General features: G+C 39.7%; 12 protein-coding genes. 1 reads left to right on the top strand and 11 read right to left on the bottom strand.

Going from position 1 to position 14,570, the window contains the following annotated elements; genetic code table 11:
- Positions 1–13: 13 nt before the first annotated feature.
- The 6 genes from NLX65_RS00650 to uvrA all read right to left on the bottom strand — a co-directional run bounded on the left by NLX65_RS00650 (position 14) and on the right by uvrA (position 6,524).
- The gene (locus NLX65_RS00650; protein ID WP_260536042.1) at positions 14–769 is read right to left on the bottom strand and encodes a DUF6048 family protein; all 756 of its coding nucleotides are present in this window, start codon (positions 767–769) and stop codon (positions 14–16) included.
- Complete coding sequence (locus NLX65_RS00645) at positions 750–1,283, bottom strand: hypothetical protein (RefSeq protein ID WP_260536040.1); 534 nt, start codon at positions 1,281–1,283, stop codon at positions 750–752. Before NLX65_RS00645 ends, NLX65_RS00650 begins: the two co-directional genes overlap by 20 nt.
- A gap of 629 nt (positions 1,284–1,912) precedes the next feature.
- On the bottom strand, positions 1,913–2,116 hold the full coding sequence (locus NLX65_RS00640; protein ID WP_260536038.1) for a hypothetical protein: 204 nt from the start codon (positions 2,114–2,116) through the stop codon (positions 1,913–1,915).
- A 264-nt stretch (positions 2,117–2,380) separates the two neighbouring features.
- Complete coding sequence (locus NLX65_RS00635) at positions 2,381–2,989, bottom strand: ATP-binding protein (RefSeq protein ID WP_260536036.1); 609 nt, start codon at positions 2,987–2,989, stop codon at positions 2,381–2,383.
- Between the two features lie 47 nt (positions 2,990–3,036).
- A complete protein-coding gene (locus tag NLX65_RS00630) occupies positions 3,037–3,504 on the bottom strand; it encodes a hypothetical protein (RefSeq protein WP_260536034.1) in 468 nt (155 codons plus the stop codon).
- 170 nt (positions 3,505–3,674) lie between these two features.
- Complete coding sequence (uvrA, locus tag NLX65_RS00625; protein ID WP_260536032.1) at positions 3,675–6,524, bottom strand: excinuclease ABC subunit UvrA; 2,850 nt, start codon at positions 6,522–6,524, stop codon at positions 3,675–3,677.
- Positions 6,525–6,744: 220 nt separating this feature from the next.
- Between uvrA and NLX65_RS00620 the strand changes: the two genes are divergently transcribed.
- Positions 6,745–8,301 carry a mechanosensitive ion channel family protein gene (locus NLX65_RS00620; RefSeq protein ID WP_260536029.1) on the top strand — a complete coding sequence of 519 codons (1,557 nt, stop codon included), beginning with the start codon at positions 6,745–6,747 and terminating at the stop codon, positions 8,299–8,301.
- 350 nt (positions 8,302–8,651) lie between these two features.
- Here the strand turns inward: NLX65_RS00620 and NLX65_RS00615 are convergent, their stop codons facing one another.
- From NLX65_RS00615 to porL, 5 genes are all read right to left on the bottom strand, one after another.
- Positions 8,652–9,863, bottom strand: coding sequence for a trans-sulfuration enzyme family protein (locus NLX65_RS00615; RefSeq protein WP_260536027.1), 1,212 nt, complete (start codon positions 9,861–9,863; stop codon positions 8,652–8,654).
- A 793-nt stretch (positions 9,864–10,656) separates the two neighbouring features.
- Positions 10,657–11,079 (bottom strand): hypothetical protein, encoded by a 423-nt coding sequence (locus tag NLX65_RS00610; protein ID WP_260536025.1) that lies wholly within the window; start codon positions 11,077–11,079, stop codon positions 10,657–10,659.
- Positions 11,080–11,280: 201 nt separating this feature from the next.
- On the bottom strand, positions 11,281–12,063 hold the full coding sequence (gene porN, locus NLX65_RS00605; protein ID WP_260536023.1) for a type IX secretion system ring protein PorN/GldN: 783 nt from the start codon (positions 12,061–12,063) through the stop codon (positions 11,281–11,283).
- Between the two features lie 12 nt (positions 12,064–12,075).
- Positions 12,076–13,656, bottom strand: coding sequence for a type IX secretion system motor protein PorM/GldM (porM, locus tag NLX65_RS00600; protein ID WP_260536021.1), 1,581 nt, complete (start codon positions 13,654–13,656; stop codon positions 12,076–12,078).
- 81 nt (positions 13,657–13,737) lie between these two features.
- Positions 13,738–14,553 carry a type IX secretion system motor protein PorL/GldL gene (gene porL / locus NLX65_RS00595; RefSeq protein WP_260536019.1) on the bottom strand — a complete coding sequence of 272 codons (816 nt, stop codon included), beginning with the start codon at positions 14,551–14,553 and terminating at the stop codon, positions 13,738–13,740.
- Between the last annotated feature and the right edge of the window lie 17 nt (positions 14,554–14,570).

Below are 14,570 nucleotides of genomic sequence, written 5' to 3'. Positions count from 1 at the left end.
GATTAAAATAGACTTAAGTTACGCTTTTTTGCGCAATATTTCCACAAGAAGTATGCTTGTTCTGCTGCAGTGGAATACGCAGCAAAACATACAAACTATAGCCAAAAGCATGGTCAAATGCTGCTAAACCAAAACCTGGAATATCAAATGGCAAAGCAAATAGCTTATTTTCTATTTTTTTGTTGAACTTATAGCGCATTGTACAACCGATAGATAGGGCACGCATCAGGCATACCTTTCCGCCTGCGACTACCTCCCACCAGTGCACTATTGGAGCACCTTTGCTATGCCGCAAAGCAACAGGTGCCATACATACTTGAGGCGGACAAGCTTTATTGGGTGGGTGGTTGCACTGAAACTTATTACTTTTTAGCTGAAAATCAAAAAAACTTCTAGCATAACGTAATCCTATAAAAAATTGATTGTGATGGGCAGTAGGTGTTAAAAAATTATACCCTAAACCTACCCTAAAATATTGACCACATACAGATGCAAAGGAACCATTACGTGGCCTGCCATCCCGCTGAATTTGGCCCAACCCATAGTCTACATCTAATAAGATTGGATGAAAATCAATAGAACTATGTATTTCATAGGCAGGGCCTGTTTTTTTGTACCAACCCACGCAAGTTTTGGCTACATCTATGCCAAGATACCAAGTAGTAGGCCAAATCCTATGGTTGGATAGTTGGACATTGGCCATTACACACTGAGGGAGCACAACAGACAACACCATATAACCTATTGACTTAATAATATAACGTAACATTGGGTTTCTCTTTCTCTGCTTTCAATGGTACTGGACCGTCTATAGTAATTTTCTTGAAGAAATCTTTTTTATTACATTGCACCCCCTGAATAGTATATTGTACTTGAAGCCCTCCAGCTTCAGTAGAAATCAGGGAAACCATACGTTCATAGCAAATGGTGACTTGGAGATAGTAGCGCGCATTTTCATCTATTAGCTCAAAACTGACTGCATCGGCATTGGGGTCAAGCGGTATAGATAAACCATCTTTTAGCAAAAAGGGTGCATCATGCTCTGTAAGGAGCGGCAACTGCCAAAAACGTAATGCCGAAAGTCGCTCGCTCTGCAAGTCTGCTAATGTCCCTGGGACTTTTTTATCCTTTGCTGGCAAAAATGCAATTTTTACTTGCTTTCCATATTTACTTTCCCAACTTTTAAAGTCTTTACAGGATAACACCCCCAATAACCCAAAGAGCATGCAAACTTTTCGGAGGTATTTCAATAGGACAAAAAAAACCGATAAAGAGACCAACATGTAGAACATACAATGAAATCGCTGCACGCCTAGCCTATGGCTTAATAGGTCTAAATCTTGACTAGGGCAGTGTAAACGAATATAAAATCGGCAATAAATTTACGCCTTAAAACCATAGCAAACAAATGAACCAAATGGATAAGAATGGCTACAATGGTCTAGCCTGTATGAGACCGGTCAATGGCGTCAACTTAAGAAATATCTATTCTAATACAGAGATAGAAATGGCTAATGTGTATACGCCGCTGCTCATGTCCGCCAACTTTTTTATCGGCGGACATATGCGCCTTAACTTGACGAAATAGCAGCAAACATATCTATTCAATTTACTGGTTTTTATGTAAAAAGAACAACGCCCCTGTAAAAAGTCGCGGTTTAGAAAGTGGCATTTTACAGATGATGTGGAAAAACAGTTTCCTTTGAAGCCCCCTTTGGGGGCGCTTCCTGTTTTTCCATCTGTAAGATGACACTTTCAGCGACTTTTTACCGAGGGTTTGATTTTTTGTCCACTTCTTTATCAAGAAAAAAGTGGGATAAAATGCATTATTAACCAATGGCGAGAATATACACTTTTATTTGAAAATCAATAAAAATTCATTAATTTAACGGCATTGTGAGACCGGTCATCGCTATTTGCTTACGCTTTTTTTAGCAGGCAGTTTTGTATCATTTAAGTTAGCGCATGGGCCTGCTTGAAGACGATAAGGTGCATAGGCTTGTTTTACATCAAAAGTAGTCGTTTGTATACCTGAAATTTCATGAATCAACTTTTGATGTTTTAATAGGTCTATGTATTGATCAATCACACTAAGCAAAACACGTACCCCTTTCAAACCTATACGGGTATCTTCTGCTACAATGGCATCTATTACATTTTGATGGAATAGCCGATCGATCTATACCTTTTTTAGTCAGTAGCTCATCCACATAAGTCGTTGCAATCGCGCACTTCCTTTCAGGGGTGAAACCTTCATCAAAACGAATGATTTTTATACGGCTTTCTAAGGCTGCTGCCTTATCTGCTGTCAAGGTTTCTGTAAAGGTTTTATTGGCAATTAAAACAATTTTTAGCTGAGAGATATCAGGGCATGCATAGTTTAACGAGACAACGGCACTGCTACTTCTTGTGCTTCTAAAATGGTATGCAACAGATTATATATGTCTGATCCATTGCTGGCTACAAATTGTCCATTGTTATCCATGGCTAGGGCTTTATCTATTTCATCTAATACAAGTATTTTATTGGACCAGTTCTGTGCTTGACTAGGCGCTCCTATCAGTGCTTCTGCTATGACTCCTTTTTCAGGACTAGAGGAATAAAATCGAGTGCCATGTACGCTCTTATACCTAGATATATCCATACCTTGCACAGGTAGCTGCAACAAGCCGGCCAATTGCTTGGCCAAATAGGTTTTTCCAGTTCCAGGTGGCCCTACAAACATAATCGGGGTTGCTTTTTTAGTTAATAGACTGCTTTTGGCATCCTCAACTATAGTGGCAACAAATTCACCAATAGCCAGACGAACCGCTTCTGGATAGTTGCGCATAAATTGGTTTATAATTATTGTATCAGGAACAATTTGCTTAGGTCCTATAGGAAATTGCAATACCTCTTGGATTACTTCTACATATTTATCGTCACAATGGTCAAATCGTTGTATAGCCCAGATATGCCAATTTAAGATCTGCTCTATAAAACTTTGCATAGTTGCCGAAAACGTGTGTTTCCTTGCTGCATACTGCCTTTTTAAGTCTATTGCTTGATTGAGTCTAGGTTTGGATAAAAATGGAAAAAATAACATGGCACAAGAAGTCCTATAGCTTTAAGTGGATCGGTAGCGAGATTGCCTATAAGTGGCGCCACTAAAGTAGGTAAGTCAAAAGGCTTGTTGGATAATTGATCCAAACCAAAAATTAAGCCAGTTGATGCGAAGAGTTGAATAGTAGACCGAAACAATTCATTCATTTGCTCCTTTACAAAACCATCCTGTTGACTGCTTTTCCTTTTACCAGGCTTAACCATGCACTTTGGCTTACGCTTTGTTTGCTTAGGTACCGTCTCTTGGTGATGCGCTATAGTAGGTAAATTGCCTTTACTTTTTGATGTTGCCTGGAGCGGTATTATGCCCAAAGTGCCAAGGATAAGAAGGGTAAGGTATAGATAAATTTTCTTGAAAAGAACTTGAAAATAGAAACAAATAGCCTGAAATAAATAACGCATTGCAACTGTATTTAATAACAAAAGAACACTATGCTGAAAATAGCTTTACATGAGCCACCCATAGCGCGCACTTGCTACAAAAAAGTAGACAGATAGCACGACAGAATCATAGCCTGTCATTCAGCACAGAGGTGAGCAAAAAAGTAGATCAGGCCCTTGGTGTCGATATTTTACAAATATAATTCTTTTTGTAAGCAATGACCCGTATAGCTCTCTGGTACTTTAGCGACGGCTTCTGGAGTACCTTGTGCAATTAGATACCCCCCCTCTCGCCCACCATCTGGACCAATATCAATCAGATAGTCTGCTACCTTGATCATATCCATATTGTGCTCTATAATCAGCACCGTGTTGCCTTGGTCTACTAACTTTTTCAATACAGATAATAGCGCTAGAATATCTTGAAAATGTAGGCCGGTACTGGGTTCATCTAAGATATACAGGGTATCCCCCGTACTCTTTTTGGCTAATTCTGTCGCCAACTTGACCCGTTGTGCTTCTCCACCTGATAAGGTAGTGGCATGTTGCCCCAGGGTAATGTATCCTAGACCTACTTGTTCTAAGGTACGGAGTTTAACCAATATAGATGGATGGCTTTCAAAAAAAGGAATCGCATTGGATACAGTCATATCTAAGATATCCGCAATAGATTTGCCTTTATATTGTATCTCTAATGTTTCACGGCTATATCGTTTGCCTTTACAGCTATCACACGTTACATATACCTCTGGCAGAAAACCCATTTCGATGCGTTGAATACCAGCGCCCTCACAAGTATTACACCGGCCTTCTTTTAGATTAAAAGAGAATCGACCTGGCTTATAGCCTCTAATCTTAGCCTCTGGCAAAATCGCAAAAAAGCTACGTATATCTGTAAACATACCGGTATAGGTACTAGGGTTAGAGCGAGGGGTTCTGCCTATAGGCGATTGACTGACCTCTATCACCTTGTTGATGTGCGCTAAGCCAAGTGCTTCTGTATAGGGCAAGGAAATGACACGGCTGTTATAAAGGTGTTTTTTAAGAATAGGCAAGAGGGTTTTACGAATCAGTGAAGACTTGCCACTGCCTGATACCCCTGTTACACAAATCATTAGACCCAATGGAAGGGTTAAGGTTACATTTTTTAAATTATTGCCCCTACACCCGCTAATGGTTAGGGTTTTACCATTTCCTGGTTTGCGATTGAACCGTTCATGGGTTTTATCGGTTAAAAATACAGCTGTAGCACTGGGTTGTGCCAAAAACGCGTTTAAGGGACCTGCTGCAACTACTTCTCCCCCATAAAGGCCAGCTTGAGGGCCTATTTCAATCAGATAGTCTGCTGCCAACATGATTTCTTTATCATGCTCTACGACCAGCACTGTATTACCGATATCTCTAAGTGCTTTTAAGGCACCAATCAAACGGCTATTGTCGCGTTGATGTAAGCCAATACTTGGTTCATCAAGAATGTAGAGCACACCCAGTAGCTGGGTACCTATTTGTGTAGCCAGCCTAATACGTTGTGCTTCCCCGCCGGATAAGGTACTTATACTTCTATTAAGATGTAAGTAATGCAAGCCAACATCAATTAAAAATTGTAGTCTTTTGGTAATTTCTTGTATAATCTCATGGGCAATGATTTGCTGTTTTTCTGTTAATAAAGTGGATAAGGTAGCAAACCATTGTTTGAGTGCATCTAAGTCCATTTCGACTAAATCCGTAATACTTTTGTCCTGAATCTTAAAAGACCTAGCTATTGGGTTTAATCTAGTACCTTGGCAATCTGGACATATAGTTGTGTAAACAAACCCCTCTTCTAGACTACCATTTCGTGCAGCCATTTCTCGTTCTTGTTGTTTGATGAGCACAGCGATAATGCCCTCAAAAGGCTCGGCGCAATCGGCAATAAGCGTAGAACGATAAGGTATAACATTGCCAAATAACAACAAGTTCAATACAGCTGGAGGTAATATTTCAACTGGATCGGTTAGTTTACATTGGAAAAACCTTAATAAGGCTTCTATTTTTTTAAATAATAATGATGTCTTATAGGACCCTAATGGTAAAATGGCACCATTTTTAATGCTTATGCTTTTATCTGGAATAATCGTATCTATGTCTACATGGGTAATTTCACCTAATCCGTCGCAGATTGGACAGGCGCCATAAGGCGTATTAAAAGAAAAAAGGCTTGGTTCTGGTGCATCATAGGCAAGCCCTGTCTCTTCATCCATTAAGTGAGTGGAAAAATAGTGTTCTTTTTGCGCAGGATCTACTACTAATAGGGTCCCTTTGCCATACTTTAGCGCCAATTGTAGTGCGTTTTTAATACGATCCAAGGCTTTTAAGTCTATTAAAACATGATCTATAATCAAGGCAACATCATGTTTTTTATGGCGGGCTAGCTTTAAGCTATCGGTCAATTCTATAAGGGTACCATTCACTCTAACCTTATTGAAACCGAGTTTCATAATACGTTTGAGTAGTGCTTCATGATGGCCTTTTCTACCTCTAATAACAGGTGCCATGAGTGTAACTCTTTGCTTAGAGAAAGCACGTAATAGATGGGAAAGGATCTGTTCCTCATCCTGTGTGACCATTCTATTACCTGTAGTGTAGGCATAGGCATCTGCTACGCGTGCAAAAAGCAACCGCATAAAATCATAGATTTCTGTAGTCGTCCCCACCGTAGAGCGTACATTGCGATTGGTTGTTTTCTGCTCAATGGCAATAACTGGACTTAATCCATTGATTTTATCTACTTCCGGTCTGGTTAAACTACCTAAAAAGCCGCGTGCATAGGCACTAAAACTTTCTCTATATCGCCTTTGCCCCTCTGCATTGATGGTATCAAAAGCCAAAGAGGATTTCCCACTGCCACTGACACCTGTAATGATAACCAATTGATTGCGTGGAAAAACCACATCAATATTTTTTAAATTATGGGTCCTTGCCCCTAATACTTCCACATAATCAAAGCCATAACGATCTTGCAAGGAGTGGTTAGCCTGTTCTCGATCCATTTTATCTATCATATCACTCAAGTAATTCCATTAGGCGCAACCTGAATAGCCTCACAAAGGGTTCCCTAGGAGGACCATTCGCACATACCAACCCGCAAAAAGTATACAAGTTTGCTTTCCATAATCGTGATTTACAAAATTTTATATATCCATTTTCTGTGAGAAACGCAAGATATAGCTTAATTTAGCGGGCAAATAATCTATATCTGATCAACATTAAATATGTATACGTATGCATAGCCTCTATCGATTTTGTATAAATAAGATGGCCACCTATTTTGTACGGATTAAGCAGGTGCCATACCTTGCTTGCTTGGCATTTGGCTACATGTTCGCGCCGGTTATATTACAAGCCAATAATAGGCAGGTAAATGACCCTAAAGTAAATCTAAGCTCCCCATATGATACCGTATATACCCATTTTATGCTTTTAAATCCGGGTAATAAAGCTGCTGCACATGTAGGGATTGTATTTCTACATGGCGAAACCTTTAACCAAAAAAGCAAAGAAATGGCCATTAAGTTAAAAAGGTTACTAACACTTAAGGGTATCAATATTGAAACCATACCGAAAGATCCGAACTATATGGATCCAACGATAAATGAAAATAGATTTATTTTATCTAAAAAGCTACCAAAAGTTTACTTAATAAAAGAGGGTGAACAATGGCGTTACAGTAAAGAAACACTAGATTTTATAAGGGAATATGAAGTAGCGGATCGTTTACACACGCTTTTATATCACTTTTTACCCGAAGCATTTTGTAAAAAACAGATATTAAACCTTGCCATTTGGCAATATATCATGTTGATCGGTTTTGCCATTATTATTTGGCTGACCTATAAAATTATGCCCTGCTTTTTGAAGCTGATGGTATATAAGTTTATAGGTAGTAAAAAATCATTTGCTATAGAGCGGTTACTTATGCTGGTCATTAGCATCTACTTCTTAAAAAGTGGTTTAACGATGTTTCAGTCTGAATCTTTAGCCTCTTTTATCAATCGGGTCATAGAGGCCACCACTTCCTTTTTATGGATGTGTTTGGCGTATGAATGTGTTAATTTAATGCAATATAGAATCAAAATTTCTAAGAAACACAATAAGTTTATGATCCATATATTGCCTCTTTTTAGCATAATGGCTAAAATTATCGTAGGGATTGTGGGTTTGGTACAAACGATTGACAACCTTGGATTTGCAACAGGCTCTTTAGTGAAGGCGCTTTCTTTTAGTACACTGGGTCTGGGTTTGGCTTGTCAAGATACCATTAAGAATCTATTTGGATCATTGATGATTACGATGGATCGGCCTTTTAGTGTAGGGGATGAGATTGTTTCTGGAGGTATTCGTGGCAAAGTAGAAGAAGTGGGTTTACGTTCTACTTTACTACGTACAAAAGAGGGATCTTTAGTTTACATCCCGAATGCAAAATTAGCGGATGCCTATATTGATAACTTTGGGAAAAGAACTTCGCGGATGGTTTCTTTAGAAGTACCATTAAATTATGCGATCTCTTTGGAAGTGTTGCCAAGGTTTATAAAGGGGTTACGTACCATTGCCGAATCGCAACCATTGGTACAACCAGAAAGAACAAACATCTACCTGGATAAAATGAACCAGAACGGATTGGTCATTATTTTTAATTTCCATTTGGATACCACGGAAAGTAGTATAGAATATGCGTGTAAGAATAATGTCATACCGCTTATCTTAAAACTGGCCCACCAACTTGATATACGTTTAGGTAACGTACAATATATTTCGAATATAGCAACACCACATCCCTAAGGATGCAACCATCAAATGCTTACCCATCGGGTCAGCTGCTCGGGCGTTTAGTTTACTACATTAAAACGTATGTATTCAGCGCAGTGGTTTTTTGCGTCAAAAGAACCGCCCCTGTAAAAAGTCGCGGTTTAGAAAGTGGCATCTTACAGATGATGTGGGAAAACAGTTGCCTTTAAAGCCCCCGAAGGGGGCGCTTCCTGTTTTTCCATCTGTAAGATGACACTTTCTAAACCGCGACTTTTTGCCGAGGGCTTGATTTTTTTGTCCACTTTTTTATCAAGAAAAAAGCAGCATAAAATACATCATTAACCAGTAATGTGAAAAGATACATTAAAATAGGAAAGAGCCCATTAACATGCACGCAAAGTAGCTTCCAGGGCATCGACAAGGTCTTGTGCATCTTCAATACCACAAGATACACGTACAAACCCTTCGCTTATGCCAATGGCTTGAAGTTGTGTGGCATCCATTGCCCCATTAGACATCACAGGAGGATAGGAAATCAAACTCTCTACACCACCTAAATTGGCGCCAAAACTCCATGGACGACACAGCGCTTGCATAAATTTACTACTTGCCTCAGCGCCTCCTTTGAGTATAAAGTATAACATACCACCATGCAGGCCATTACTATGTTGCCTATCTGCTAATGCTTTTTGTGGGAAATCCGCCAATCCTGGATACCCTACTTTATCTATCTTAGGATGGTCTGTTAAAAATGTAGCAATCTGTGTTGCATTGTTAGACTGTTCTCGTATGCGTAAATGCATGGTTTTAGTGGATTGCAAAGTCAAAAAGGCAACCATAGGACTCATGATACTCCCATGTCTGTTTCTATAAGCAAAAATTTGAGGACCATTTTCTTCAGATGCACATGCTACGGCGCCACCGATGGTCATATTATGCCCATCGTAGTATTTAGTGGTAGATTGAATCACTATATCTGCACCAAAGTTCAGCGGACAAATCACCATAGGTGAGGCGAGGGTACTATCGCACACATGTTTGGCACCTATTTGGTGGGCCAATGCACTAACAGCAGCTAAATCGGTTAAAGTAAGTGTTGGGTTGGTCGGATATTCTGAAAAAAGTATTTTCGTATTGGGTTGTATGGCTGCCTCTATTTCTACTAGACTGGAAAAGTCTACAAAAGAAAAAGTTACGCCAAGTTGGCCAAAAAGGTCACGTGCCACTTCTTGTGTAGTGGCATAACAACCGTTTGAGAGTATACAATGGTCCCCATGGCGTAAAAAAGTGGCCATGGTAGTAACAATGGCTGCCATCCCTGAACCAAAACAATAGGCAACTTGTGCTTTTTCCAGCGTAGCAATCTTTTCTTCAAGCACTGCAACAGTAGGGTTTCTTGACCCAGAATAGGAATGGCCCTTGGCTAAATAGGTTTCAATGGACTCCTGTACAAATACGGATGATTGAAAAATAGGTGTAAGGATAGCACCCGTATGGGGTTCTGGAGATACACCAGCATGTACCACTTCAGTAGCTACTTGTAAATGGCTACTTGCCCATGTGTGCGTGGCAGAAGATGGTAATGGATGGGGCATAGTCAAAATAATAAAGTAAAAATATAGGCTAGCAACGCATACCTAAATCTATCGCACGCAAGTTAAAAAAATAGCTTGGAAAAGAAAAAAGGTATCTGTAAAATGAGTGGAATATATTTAGTGGAAGCAATTTAATACGATCTGAGGTCATCAAAATATGGAGGCTCAACTTGCTCTCTGCTACTTGATGCCTATAGGTTAGATCTTTCTTTCGATAATTATGGGTAATGGTCAGGTATGTGAATTTTCAACAGAGACGTTACAAAAAATAATTTATAAAAATATAAAATTATAGTAGATTATGTGGGATTTTGGGTAAGGTGCTAAACCTATCCAAAATCCCACATAATAGCGTAATGGAGCATAAAACTCGTAAGGTTGCATATAAGATTTAGCTACGAACGTATGAAAAGCTGGGCTCTATAAGCAAGGCAGCTAGGCGCTGTGGTAAAGACAAAATTAGCGCTCTTAAGCATCAAAAAGATGAACTTGCAAAGGCCTTAGGCAAGGCTACAGTTGAGCGAGATTGGGCAGTGGAAAAGCTAAAGAGCTTGGATTCCTTAAGTAAGTAAAGTCTTGTTAGATTCAAGCTTCCCAACTTATCCAAGGCAAGACAATGTGTGTTATGATCGGTACACTGCTCTTTGAGATATTACAAATCTAGGGCAATGACTGTAATATAGCTGTTTAAAAAAAATAGATTCGATTTACAGGGCACACTCTAGCATATGGTATCTCTATATACACAATTAATTATAAGCAGATGAATTTAATATAGGCAGAGATTATGTGCTTAAGTATTTTTATAGGGGAGCACAAATGATAAGCCAAACCCGACCGCAACGCCTCCTAGATGGGCAAAGGTAGTGACAGCTGGTGCATGATAACTATAATAGACCAATGTAGCACTATTGAGTAGTATAGCTAAAAGCAAATGCCATTTCATTTGCTTTTGCATGCATAATCTATGAAAGAGCATCCCTGTTAAACCAGACCATACCAAAGAGACGCCGTAAGCGTCGCAAAAAACATAGGTGGCGGTTTGTAAACCGACTAAAATAGCAGCCGTTAAAAAGAGGGGCTTGGCATGCAATGCACGGCTTAAAGCGACCAAATTGATTAGATTCAAGCCGTGATTCCATAGTGCTGCATCATGGTCGCCTTTATAAAATAATCTATTATAGAGGTTTGTCTCTTTGCTGCCAGAGCAGTACACTACATAAGTAAGATAGAGCGCTATAGCAGCTATGGTAAGTGGGATAGGCTAAGGCTTTATAGAAGGAGCCGCCTGGATAGAAGCTGATGCAACGCAAGTAAAAGTAATACATGCACCTAAAAGCAGTGCCAAACGTTTTATTTTTATCCTTATGAGGAGTGAGTACATCTATTTACAAAGTTACGTTTGTCTGCCCTACCGCTAATGCTCCGATAAAAATTCCTCAGGCTCTATATCAATTTCTATGGCTAGCCTTTGAGAAGCAAGTAGTCCCTTTCCATCACCAGGTGTTTTTTCATATAACTCATCTACAGTGGCATCATCTAAGTTGCCCACTTTCACAATCCTACTGCCAAATAGCCGAAGTGAAAAAGCATCTATCCAGGTTAAATTTTCTGCAGCGTTGGCAGTGTTGTACCAACAAACTAATTCAAAAGGCAGCTTGTTAAAATAATCTATTACATCTTTATATTTGAAAGTAGCTATAGGCCGATCTAAATAGGTAGGCGGATTGTTTCTACCCGGTACAACTAACTGAATAGATTCAATATCATACTCTTGCCTAGCCGTAATTTTATTAAAGATTACATGTTCTACCAATCTTAAAGTAGAAATTTCCTTTGGGAAAAACTCATGCGCAGTGGTTGATGCATCTGCTCCTGAAATTTGTAAGTGCTTCAATAATTGCTCTAGAGGCATGATCTCTGCTAGTGTATCATCTGTATAAGGCACCAGTAATCCGTTTTTGGCTCCATCTATAATGACCTTGGAAATTTCCTTGCCAGGCATAAAACAAGGGCCATTTTGTTTTTCATTCAAATAAATTTCCCGCCAAACTTTCCTTGCATATAAAACATAGGCCCTAGCTATGGGGCGCGTGGCATGCGGACTATAATTTTGCGACAAATGATCAATACGCCCATAGGATGGGGCAAGGGCATTTAAGCAAGTAAATAAAACAAACAAACGTTTTTTAAGAGACATAATAGTGTACAATTAATGAAGTAGAATATTGAAGCATGAGCCATCTATAATGGTTTCAACTTCATTTTTAAAGTTTTGCCTTTCTATCTTTTTTATTTCAATAACCAATCGATCGCCTGGCCTAGCTAATGATGCTATGCTGTGCAAGTCCGCTACAGTATGGTTTACCGTTAATGTATGAATAGGACGGCTGCCTCTGGCCAATGTAATCGCCCATTCGGCTACGCGGTACCGGGCATCGTTGGGTAGAAAATCCTGAAAATATTTGTTGGGAATGACTTTTGCCTCCACTACCCTAGGGCCAGGCGCTGCTACGCCTTCTTTCATGTCAATGGGTTTGTTTTTAGTGGTAATCACAATTTGTGGAATGGGAATGTCTTGTACCATAAATGATTCTGTTCCTATTAAGGCGTCGGCGTTATATACCTTTAACTGAACCTGGTTCGCCTTAGGAATCACGGTGACTACGCCTCGTTTAGATCCAGGGATGAGGGTACCTCCTTCTATTTTAAACCGTGGGTTATAGCTGGCGCCAAGAGAAGGGACTTGAATATCTAACGCATTGCCACAATTCCGATAAAGTGACTGGACCGTAGCAGCCCTTATTTGAATCACAGGCTTGGCTACTAGATAAGCGATATCTTCTGTAATAGTAGACTCCTTTCCCCCAGATAGCCTTAACTTTATAGCAGCTTTAAAACTCTTTTTGGCCAATCCATGGCTGTCGTATTTACCAGGAGAAGCAGTAAAGGAGATTTTACCTATACCATCTTCTACCACAACGGGCTGGTCATCGATAAACATCTCTGGAGAAACGGCAGAGGAAGAGGCGGCTAAAATTAAATCCGCTTCATACTTGCTTCCAGCAGCAACGATATAAGACTTGGTGTTGGCAAGCAACTTAAGCGTGTCAAATTTAACATCAGAGGAACCAATAATATTGCCCAATGTGTGAATGGCATCTACTTCTGTAGTGACTACCTCAGAGGCAAACTGACTCAATGTAGCCAATGCAGCACCAAGCGGTGTGTGGCCAAAGTTTAAGGCAACAAAATCTTTGTTCGCTTGATTGGGATCATGACTAAAAAAGTCATGGTCTTTTGCATCAAAAGCAATAGGTGCATAAGGCTTATCCACCAGCTTAGTGAGCTGTGCTATATAGGTTTTTAATTTAGTTTTTAATATCTCCCCTGCTCCTTTGTTGATCATAAGACGGGCTACTGCTCCATCATTTTTGAGCCCTTTGGGTAATTTGGTTGCCTGATCTATACCGCCTTCTGCATCAATTAATTGTTTTTTTAATCCATCAATATACCCAACCAACGCTACGGTATCCTGATGCATAGCCAAGACTTCCCCGAGTATTTTCATATCTGCTGGACGATTACCCATATCTTTGACTGTATTTTTTAATGCCTGAATAGCACGTTGATTTTGGCTGAATTGTAGGGTTCTGCTTTTATCGATGCTACCACTCAGTGTTACGAACTTATCTAATACACCAGAGCTAACCTGTAGTGCCAACATAGCCGTTAACACTAGGTACATCACCCCTATCATTTTTTGCCTAGGACTTAATTTTGCTTTAGCCATACTATTTTAACATTTATGCGCAACTTTTTATCTCAACACTTCGTGATTGGCCTACAAAACAGTAGATTATATCTATACAACTTAGCTTTTAAATGCAGTTAAGGTCTTAGCATATATTTCGTTTAGGGCGGTCACTTTTTCATTGAGCAAAGTAAGCTCTTGTTTAAAGTGTATCGCCTCGTTACCTGCTATTTCCATCGCTTTTAAAGCGGTTTCTAAATGGGTATAGAGCGCACTAGTATGGGTATTCTGGGCTTCCATATGGGCTAAAGCTTGCTTGTAGAGCCCATTCATGGAGGTTAGTGTATGGGCCATTTCTTCCATTTGACTAAAATAATGGGTCAATTTATCTTCAGAGGATAAGGTGGTAAACGAACGAAGTGTATGCCCAACTGCATCATTTATTTTGGCAATATCTCCCATCACCTGCGTGGCCTGCCCTACTTGGTGCACATAGGCTTCTGTAACCTTACTAAGGTTCGCAAAAGAAGGCACATTTTCCATACGTTCTGCAAAACGACGCATAGTAGTGGCTAAATTTTCCAATAAAGCACTATCTATAGAGGCTTTTTCCAAGCATTGGTCCAATTGTTGGGTAATGGTAGGCGCTGCTTTTGCAGCACGATGGGCCAAAGCAGGCCCATTATAGTCAGGCGCTAGTTCAGGATAAACGCGCGACCAATCTATCCCTTGCTCCTTAGGTTCAAAAGCACTCAAAAGGAAAATCAATGCTTCTATAGAGAGGCCAAGCCCCAACATGATGCTGCCTCCAGGTAGGTTTAATAACTTAAACATGGCCCCAAAAATTACAATAGCTGCACCAATATTGTAGATAAAGGGCATGATGGTATCATAAAATTTGTGCTGAAAAGAATGGCTTACGAGATTATGTTTCATAATATTTCAAGAATTTT

Source organism: Candidatus Cardinium sp. TP (assembly GCF_025215055.1).
In the GTDB taxonomy this organism is placed as follows: Bacteria; Bacteroidota; Bacteroidia; order Cytophagales; family Amoebophilaceae; genus Cardinium.
The sequence above is the reverse complement of the archived record's forward strand: the minus strand, read 5'-3'. Positions and strand labels throughout refer to the sequence as shown.

Excerpts from the sequence above, each read along its gene's own strand:
- NLX65_RS00620 (WP_260536029.1), top strand. The coding sequence starts at position 6,745 with ATGCATAGCCTCTATCGATTTTGTATAAATAAGATGGCCACCTATTTT.
- porN (WP_260536023.1), bottom strand. The coding sequence starts at position 12,063 with ATGTCTCTTAAAAAACGTTTGTTTGTTTTATTTACTTGCTTAAATGCC.
- porM (WP_260536021.1), bottom strand. The coding sequence starts at position 13,656 with ATGGCTAAAGCAAAATTAAGTCCTAGGCAAAAAATGATAGGGGTGATG.
- porL (WP_260536019.1), bottom strand. The coding sequence starts at position 14,553 with ATGAAACATAATCTCGTAAGCCATTCTTTTCAGCACAAATTTTATGAT.
- NLX65_RS00645 (WP_260536040.1), bottom strand. The coding sequence starts at position 1,283 with ATGTTGGTCTCTTTATCGGTTTTTTTTGTCCTATTGAAATACCTCCGA.
- NLX65_RS00615 (WP_260536027.1), bottom strand. The coding sequence starts at position 9,863 with ATGCCCCATCCATTACCATCTTCTGCCACGCACACATGGGCAAGTAGC.
- NLX65_RS00650 (WP_260536042.1), bottom strand. The coding sequence starts at position 769 with ATGTTACGTTATATTATTAAGTCAATAGGTTATATGGTGTTGTCTGTT.
- NLX65_RS00630 (WP_260536034.1), bottom strand. The coding sequence starts at position 3,504 with ATGCGTTATTTATTTCAGGCTATTTGTTTCTATTTTCAAGTTCTTTTC.
- uvrA (WP_260536032.1), bottom strand. The coding sequence starts at position 6,524 with ATGATAGATAAAATGGATCGAGAACAGGCTAACCACTCCTTGCAAGAT.
- NLX65_RS00635 (WP_260536036.1), bottom strand. The coding sequence starts at position 2,989 with ATGCAAAGTTTTATAGAGCAGATCTTAAATTGGCATATCTGGGCTATA.